Raw genomic sequence first — 8,254 nt, forward strand, 5'->3', positions numbered from 1 at the left:
TCAAGGCCGTGGTCGCGGCGCTGAAGAAGTTCCCCGAGTTCAACGCCAGCCTGGACGGCGACGCGCTGGTCTACAAGCAGTACTTCCACATCGGCTTTGCGGCCGACACGCCCAACGGCCTGGTGGTGCCCGTGCTAAAAGATGCCGACAAGAAGGGCATCCTGCAGATCAGCGCCGAGATGGCCGAGCTGGCCAAGAAGGCCCGCGACGGCAAGCTGGGTGCGGCCGACATGCAGGGCGGCAGCATGTCGATCAGCTCGCTGGGCGGCATTGGCGGCACGCATTTCACCCCCATCATCAATGCGCCCGAGGTGGCCATCCTCGGCCTGTCCAAGAGCCAGATGAAGCCCGTGTGGGACGGCCAGCAGTTCGTGCCGCGCCTTACGCTGCCGCTGAGCCTGTCGTACGACCACCGCGTGATCGACGGCGCCTCTGCCGCGCGCTTCAACGCCTACCTGGGCCAGGTGTTGGCGGACTACCGCCGCATCCTGCTGTAAGGACGGAGCACAACATATGGCAATCATCGACATCAAGGTGCCCGACATCGGCGACTTCGCCGAGGTGGGCGTGATCGAAGTGCTGGTGCAGCCGGGCGACACCATCCGGGCCGAGCAGAGCCTGGTCACCGTGGAGTCCGACAAGGCCTCCATGGAGATTCCCAGCAGCCACGCCGGGGTGGTCAAGGAGCTCAAGGTCAAGCTGGGCGACAAGGTGGCCGAGGGTTCCGTGCTGCTGACGCTGGAAGTGGCGCAGGGAGCGGCGGCGCCGGCTGCGGCCCCTGCCGCGGCGAGCACGCCCAGCGCACCGCCATCTGAGTCAAAACCGGCTCCAGCGCACGCTGCTCAAGCGCCAGCAGCTCCTAAAACCGAAGCGGCCAGCTTCGGCGGCAGTGCCGACGTGGAGTGCGATGTGCTGGTGCTGGGCGGCGGCCCCGGCGGTTACAGCGCCGCCTTCCGCGCGGCCGACCTGGGCCTGAACGTGGTGCTGGTCGAGCGCTACGCCACCCTGGGCGGCGTGTGCCTGAACGTGGGCTGCATTCCCTCCAAGGCGCTGCTGCACGTGGCCGCGGTGATGGACGAGGTGAGCCACCTGAAGAGCGCCGGCATCGACTTCGGCGCGCCGCAGGTCAACATCGACACCCTGCGCGGCCACAAGGAAAAGGTCATCGGCAAGCTGACCGGCGGGCTGGCGCAGATGGCCAAGATGCGCAAGGTGACCGTGCTGCGCGGCTACGGCCACTTCGTCGGCGCCAACCACCTGGAGGTGGAGGAAACCACCGGCACCAGCCAGGACAAGACCGGCGCCAAGAAGGTGGTGGCGTTCAAGCGCGCCATCATCGCCGCCGGCAGCCAGGCCGTGCGCCTGCCGTTCATGCCCGACGATCCGCGCGTGGTGGATTCCACCGGCGCGCTGGCGCTCAAGGACGTGCCCAAACGCATGCTGATCCTGGGCGGCGGCATCATCGGCCTGGAAATGGGCACGGTGTACAGCACGCTGGGCGCGCGCCTGGACGTGGTGGAGATGCTGGACGGCCTGATGCAGGGCGCCGACCGCGACCTGGTCAAGGTGTGGCAGAAGATGAACCAGCACCGTTTCGACAACGTGATGCTGAATACCAAGACCGTGGCCGCCGAGGCCACGCCCGAGGGCATCAAGGTGAGCTTCGCGCCCGCCAAGGACGGCGTCGCGGTGCCCGAGCCCCAGGTGTACGACCTGGTGCTGCAGGCCGTGGGCCGCACCCCCAACGGCAAGAAGATCGCCGCCGACAAGGCTGGCGTCGCCGTGACGGACCGCGGCTTCATCAACGTCGACATCCAGATGCGCACCAACGTGCCGCACATCTTCGCCATCGGCGACATCGTGGGCCAGCCCATGCTGGCGCACAAGGCGGTGCACGAGGCGCACGTGGCGGCCGAGGTCATCGCCGGCGAACTGCAGGGCAACAAGGAACTGGCAAGCGCCGCCTTCAACGCCCGCGTGATCCCGAGCGTGGCCTATACCGACCCCGAAGTGGCCTGGGTGGGTCTGACCGAGGACCAGGCCAAGGCGCAGGGCATCAAGGTCAAGAAGGGCCTGTTCCCCTGGGCGGCCAGCGGCCGCGCCATCGCCAACGGCCGTGACGAGGGCTTTACCAAGCTGCTGTTCGACGACAGCCCCGAGGCGCACGGCCACGGCCGCATCCTGGGCGGCGGCATGGTCGGCACGCATGCGGGCGACATGATCGGCGAGATCGCCCTGGCCATCGAGATGGGCGCCGACGCGGTGGACATCGGCAAGACCATCCACCCGCACCCCACGCTGGGCGAGAGCATCGGCATGGCGGCGGAAGTGGCGCATGGCAGCTGCACGGATGTGCCGCCTGCGCGCAAGTAAGTCCGCAGCCAAGCTACCCTGACAAGGCCCGAACTGGCGACGGTTCGGGCCTTGTGCTTTGCGTACCCAAACAATCGCCGCAGAATACTGTGCATTTGTACAGTATTCATGTCAGCCACTTCCAAGCCCAAGCTCTACAACCCACGCCACCCCGAACGCACGCTGCTCTACCAAACGGTAGCCGAGCACTACGAGACCTGGCTAGAGTTGGCCAGCGCGGGTCAGTTCGACGGCCAGGGCGACCACCACACCCCCAAGCCCTTCGTGCGCAAAGCGTTTGCCAAGTATCTTGAGTGCGGCATCTTTGCCCATGGCTTTGCCCGCGCTCGCTGCGGCGACTGTGGGCACGACTACTTTGTAGCCTTCTCCTGCAAAGGCCGGGGAGTCTGCCCCTCGTGCACCACCCGGCGCATGGTGGAGACAGCAGCGCACCTGAACGATCACGTATTCCCCCGCCTGCCGGTGCGCCAGTGGGTGCTGTCGGTTCCCAAGCGGCTTCGTTACTTCATGCAGCGCGACGGAGCGGTGCTGAGCATGGTGCTGCGCATCTTTCTGCGGGTGATCGCACAAACTCTGCAGACCCACAGCCCCGGTGCGGCCCATATGGACAAGGCAGGCCTGCACATCGGTGCCATCGCCTTCATTCACCGATTCGGCTCCAGCCTCAATGAACACGTCCACTTCCACGTTTGTGTGGTGGACGGGGTGTTTGAGGAAGTGGAGGGCGAGGGCGATGCTGATGCGACCCCTCGAATCTCATCGCCGGGTGTCATCTTTCACGCGGCCACCGGCATCGATGCGGCTACCGTGGCCCCAGTGCAGACCACACTGCAAAAACGCATCCTGCGCGCCTTCGTTGCTCGGGGCCTGCTGGAGAACTGTGACGCCAAAGACATGCTGGGCTACAAACACAGCGGCTTCTCGGTGGATGCGGGGGTGTGCATCGAAGCCCACGACCGCGCTGCGCTGGAGCGGCTGCTGCGCTATTGCGCGCGTCCACCGTTTTCCATGGAGCGCCTACGCAAAGAGGGAAGCAAACTGGTGTACCGCTGTGCCAAACAGCGCAGCGAGCCCACCAGTGACAAGCGTGGTGCCAAGGCAGATGAGCTGCACCTCACACCGCTGGAACTGATCGACCGCATCGCCGCGCTGGTGCCACCGCCACGCACCCACCGGCACCGCTACTTTGGTGTGCTGGCACCAAACTCGCCGCTGAGAGCGGCGGTAACGGCGCTGGCTCAGCCTGCTGCGTCGCAACCAGCCACGGTGGAGACTGCACAACCTGGCGCGGGCGTACCTGGGGTGGCGGCGCCGGGCAACGCGGCCACACCCACACCCGAACCTGAAGCACGCCCGAAGCGAGCGGCGCATTACTTGTGGGCGGTGCTGATTGCCCGCATCTACGAGGCATTTCCGCTGCTGTGCCCCATGTGCGGTGGGCAGATGCGCATCATTGCCTTCATCACCCACAGCGCCGAAATCCGCCACATCCTGAACCACATCGGGGTGGAGTCTGCCCCCCCGCACATCACCCCGGCACGCGGGCCACCGCTGTGGGAGGGCTGCGACGCGCCGGTGGATGATGGTGCGCAAGGCGAGCCGGATTGGGATCTGGCAGCTCAACCCGACGAGGTAGACCAGCGCGTCAATTGGTGACCCAGTGAAGCGGCGGTATCCATCGCTGCGGGGAAGCAGCTGCGCGCGCGCCAGGCCCAAATGCATACTGCCTCCCAAGCTCTTGCCATTGAGCGGCAAGCGAGCGCTCAACCTTCCTTGGCCGAACGTGTTTCGAGGCCCAAAACTCGTGCCATACTTGGCCTCATGCGGTTGAATTTCCTATCCGTACACTGTTGCGCGGTTTGGTGGCGATGAATTCGTCGTTTTATTGGGCGATCTTGGCGATACGGAACCTGATGCCAAGGCAGGGGTTGTTGCTGAAAAGATTCGCACAACTTTGGCCCAACCCTTTCTGTTGACCGTCGGACAAACGGCGGCAACCCACAAGGTGGTAAAGCACTATTGCTCCGCCAGCATTGGAGTGGTTGTATTCATGAACCATGACCTGAGCCAGGAAGAGGTGCTGAAGCGGGCGGATGACGCGATGTACCAGGCAAAAGAAGCGGGACGAAATTCAATACGGTTTCACAAGGGCTCGCCTGCAAGAGCGTGACCGCAAACGGAATCGAATGACAGGAGTTGGCAGCGGCGGCAGCCTCCTCCAACGCCCGCCAAACAGGCGCCAGCAACTACCAGAACCGAAGCAAAAGCCCCGCACAAACCTTTCGACCTGTGCGGGGCGTTGATCTTCAGCGCGTCGCCAGCGCTTACAGCACTTCAAACACGCCGGCCGCGCCCATGCCACCACCGATGCACATGGTCACGCACACGCGCTTGGCACCGCGGCGCTTGCCTTCGATGAGCGCATGGCCCGTGAGGCGCTGGCCCGATACACCGTAAGGGTGGCCGACAGCGATGGCGCCGCCGTTCACGTTCAGGCGGTCTGCCGGAATGCCCAGCTTGTCGCGGCAATACAGCACCTGCACGGCAAAGGCTTCATTCAGCTCCCACAGGTCGATGTCCTGCACCGTGAGGCCCAGTTTTTTGAGCACCTTGGGCACGGCATACACAGGGCCGATGCCCATTTCGTCAGGCTCGCAGCCGGCCACGGCGAAGCCAAGGAAACGGCCCAGGGGCTTGAGGCCCTTTTTGCTGGCGTAGTCTTCGCTGGTCAGTACGCAGGCGCCGGCGCCATCGCTGAACTGGCTGGCGTTGCCGGCCGAGATCAGGCCGCCGGGCAGTGCCGAGCGCAGCCCTTGAATAGCCTCTACGGTGGTGCCTTCGCGCGTGCCTTCGTCGCGGCTCACGGTGACTTGCTTGGTAGTGAGGCCCATGACCTTGTCGGCCACGCCTGCTGTGACGGTGATGGGAGCGATTTCGGCGTCGAACAAACCCGCCGCCTGGGCGGCGCAGGCCTTTTGCTGGCTGGCGGCGCCGTATTCGTCCATGACTTCACGCCCGATGTGATAGCGCTTGGCCACCTGCTCGGCGGTTTGCAGCATGCTCCAGTAGATCTCGGGCTTGGCCTTGGCCAAAGCCAGGTCTTGCAGCATGTGGCTGTTCATTTCCTGCTGTACACAGGAGATGCTTTCCACGCCGCCTGCCACAAACACATCGGCCTCGCCTGCAATGATGCGCTGCGCGGCCATGGCAATGGTTTGCAGGCCAGACGAACAAAACCGGTTGACGGTGACGCCCGACACCGTGATGGGCAGGCCGGCACGCAAGGCGATCTGGCGCGCGATGTTGGCGCCAGTGGCGCCTTCGGGCGTGGCACAGCCCATGAGCACGTCGTCGATGTCGGCCGGGTCCACGCCGGCGCGCTGCACCGCGTGCTGCACGGCGTGGCCGCCGAGCGTGGCGCCATGGGTCATGTTGAAGGAACCCTTCCAGCTCTTGGCAAGCGGGGTGCGGGCGGTGGAAACAATCACTGCGGAGGTCATGGGAAATCCTTTCAGGGTTGGAGCACACCTGTGGCGGCCTGGCTATATGCAAGCTCAAGGCCGTGGTCGCGGCGCTGAAGAAGTTCCCCGAGTTCAACGCCAGCCTGGACGGCGACGCGCTGGTCTACAAGCAGTACTTCCACATCGGCTTTGCGGCCGACACGCCCAACGGCCTGGTGGTGCCCGTGCTAAAAGATGCCGACAAGAAGGGCATCCTGCAGATCAGCGCCGAGATGGCCGAGCTGGCCAAGAAGGCCCGCGACGGCAAGCTGGGTGCGGCCGACATGCAGGGCGGCAGCATGTCGATCAGCTCGCTGGGCGGCATTGGCGGCACGCATTTCACCCCCATCATCAATGCGCCCGAGGTGGCCATCCTCGGCCTGTCCAAGAGCCAGATGAAGCCCGTGTGGGACGGCCAGCAGTTCGTGCCGCGCCTTACGCTGCCGCTGAGCCTGTCGTACGACCACCGCGTGATCGACGGCGCCTCTGCCGCGCGCTTCAACGCCTACCTGGGCCAGGTGTTGGCGGACTACCGCCGCATCCTGCTGTAAGGACGGAGCACAACATATGGCAATCATCGACATCAAGGTGCCCGACATCGGCGACTTCGCCGAGGTGGGCGTGATCGAAGTGCTGGTGCAGCCGGGCGACACCATCCGGGCCGAGCAGAGCCTGGTCACCGTGGAGTCCGACAAGGCCTCCATGGAGATTCCCAGCAGCCACGCCGGGGTGGTCAAGGAGCTCAAGGTCAAGCTGGGCGACAAGGTGGCCGAGGGTTCCGTGCTGCTGACGCTGGAAGTGGCGCAGGGAGCGGCGGCGCCGGCTGCGGCCCCTGCCGCGGCGAGCACGCCCAGCGCACCGCCATCTGAGTCAAAACCGGCTCCAGCGCACGCTGCTCAAGCGCCAGCAGCTCCTAAAACCGAAGCGGCCAGCTTCGGCGGCAGTGCCGACGTGGAGTGCGATGTGCTGGTGCTGGGCGGCGGCCCCGGCGGTTACAGCGCCGCCTTCCGCGCGGCCGACCTGGGCCTGAACGTGGTGCTGGTCGAGCGCTACGCCACCCTGGGCGGCGTGTGCCTGAACGTGGGCTGCATTCCCTCCAAGGCGCTGCTGCACGTGGCCGCGGTGATGGACGAGGTGAGCCACCTGAAGAGCGCCGGCATCGACTTCGGCGCGCCGCAGGTCAACATCGACACCCTGCGCGGCCACAAGGAAAAGGTCATCGGCAAGCTGACCGGCGGGCTGGCGCAGATGGCCAAGATGCGCAAGGTGACCGTGCTGCGCGGCTACGGCCACTTCGTCGGCGCCAACCACCTGGAGGTGGAGGAAACCACCGGCACCAGCCAGGACAAGACCGGCGCCAAGAAGGTGGTGGCGTTCAAGCGCGCCATCATCGCCGCCGGCAGCCAGGCCGTGCGCCTGCCGTTCATGCCCGACGATCCGCGCGTGGTGGATTCCACCGGCGCGCTGGCGCTCAAGGACGTGCCCAAACGCATGCTGATCCTGGGCGGCGGCATCATCGGCCTGGAAATGGGCACGGTGTACAGCACGCTGGGCGCGCGCCTGGACGTGGTGGAGATGCTGGACGGCCTGATGCAGGGCGCCGACCGCGACCTGGTCAAGGTGTGGCAGAAGATGAACCAGCACCGTTTCGACAACGTGATGCTGAATACCAAGACCGTGGCCGCCGAGGCCACGCCCGAGGGCATCAAGGTGAGCTTCGCGCCCGCCAAGGACGGCGTCGCGGTGCCCGAGCCCCAGGTGTACGACCTGGTGCTGCAGGCCGTGGGCCGCACCCCCAACGGCAAGAAGATCGCCGCCGACAAGGCTGGCGTCGCCGTGACGGACCGCGGCTTCATCAACGTCGACATCCAGATGCGCACCAACGTGCCGCACATCTTCGCCATCGGCGACATCGTGGGCCAGCCCATGCTGGCGCACAAGGCGGTGCACGAGGCGCACGTGGCGGCCGAGGTCATCGCCGGCGAACTGCAGGGCAACAAGGAACTGGCAAGCGCCGCCTTCAACGCCCGCGTGATCCCGAGCGTGGCCTATACCGACCCCGAAGTGGCCTGGGTGGGTCTGACCGAGGACCAGGCCAAGGCGCAGGGCATCAAGGTCAAGAAGGGCCTGTTCCCCTGGGCGGCCAGCGGCCGCGCCATCGCCAACGGCCGTGACGAGGGCTTTACCAAGCTGCTGTTCGACGACAGCCCCGAGGCGCACGGCCACGGCCGCATCCTGGGCGGCGGCATGGTCGGCACGCATGCGGGCGACATGATCGGCGAGATCGCCCTGGCCATCGAGATGGGCGCCGACGCGGTGGACATCGGCAAGACCATCCACCCGCACCCCACGCTGGGCGAGAGCATCGGCATGGCGGCGGA

6 protein-coding genes and 1 pseudogene are annotated in these 8,254 nt (G+C 65.8%); 6 read left to right on the forward strand and 1 reads right to left on the reverse strand.

Annotated features, from left to right (window positions below; all coding sequences use genetic code 11):
* The 4 genes from BV908_RS21300 to BV908_RS21315 form a co-directional block, all read left to right on the forward strand.
* Positions 1 to 497, forward strand: a 497-nt coding sequence (locus BV908_RS21300) for a 2-oxo acid dehydrogenase subunit E2 (RefSeq protein ID WP_210434020.1), incomplete at its 5' end; no start/stop codon positions are given.
* A gap of 16 nt (positions 498 to 513) precedes the next feature.
* Positions 514 to 2,373 (forward strand): dihydrolipoyl dehydrogenase, encoded by a 1,860-nt coding sequence (lpdA, locus tag BV908_RS21305; protein ID WP_103739160.1) that lies wholly within the window; start codon positions 514 to 516, stop codon positions 2,371 to 2,373.
* Positions 2,374 to 2,481: 108 nt separating this feature from the next.
* The gene (locus BV908_RS21310; protein ID WP_008328818.1) at positions 2,482 to 4,029 is read left to right on the forward strand and encodes an IS91-like element ISPps1 family transposase; all 1,548 of its coding nucleotides are present in this window, start codon (positions 2,482 to 2,484) and stop codon (positions 4,027 to 4,029) included.
* Positions 4,030 to 4,204: 175 nt separating this feature from the next.
* Positions 4,205 to 4,543 carry a GGDEF domain-containing protein gene (locus BV908_RS21315; protein WP_103739161.1) on the forward strand — a complete coding sequence of 113 codons (339 nt, stop codon included), beginning with the start codon at positions 4,205 to 4,207 and terminating at the stop codon, positions 4,541 to 4,543.
* A 154-nt stretch (positions 4,544 to 4,697) separates the two neighbouring features.
* On the opposite strand, the gene BV908_RS21320 is transcribed toward BV908_RS21315, so the two are convergent.
* Positions 4,698 to 5,873 (reverse strand): acetyl-CoA C-acyltransferase, encoded by a 1,176-nt coding sequence (locus BV908_RS21320; RefSeq protein WP_103739162.1) that lies wholly within the window; start codon positions 5,871 to 5,873, stop codon positions 4,698 to 4,700.
* Between the two features lie 56 nt (positions 5,874 to 5,929).
* Here BV908_RS21320 and BV908_RS21325 point away from each other — a divergent pair.
* Positions 5,930 to 6,424: pseudogene (locus tag BV908_RS21325) on the forward strand (2-oxo acid dehydrogenase subunit E2); the annotation flags it as partial.
* Between the two features lie 16 nt (positions 6,425 to 6,440).
* Positions 6,441 to 8,254, forward strand: a 1,814-nt coding sequence (lpdA, locus tag BV908_RS21330) for a dihydrolipoyl dehydrogenase (RefSeq protein ID WP_103738714.1), incomplete at its 3' end; no start/stop codon positions are given.

Origin of the sequence: Diaphorobacter sp. LR2014-1, assembly GCF_002916785.1 — a bacterium.
Lineage (GTDB): Bacteria > Pseudomonadota > Gammaproteobacteria > Burkholderiales > Burkholderiaceae_C > Diaphorobacter > Diaphorobacter nitroreducens.

Coding starts and splice junctions, on each gene's coding strand:
- lpdA (WP_103739160.1), top strand. CDS start 514: ATGGCAATCATCGACATCAAGGTGCCCGACATCGGCGACTTCGCCGAG.
- BV908_RS21320 (WP_103739162.1), bottom strand. CDS start 5,873: ATGACCTCCGCAGTGATTGTTTCCACCGCCCGCACCCCGCTTGCCAAG.
- BV908_RS21310 (WP_008328818.1), top strand. CDS start 2,482: ATGTCAGCCACTTCCAAGCCCAAGCTCTACAACCCACGCCACCCCGAA.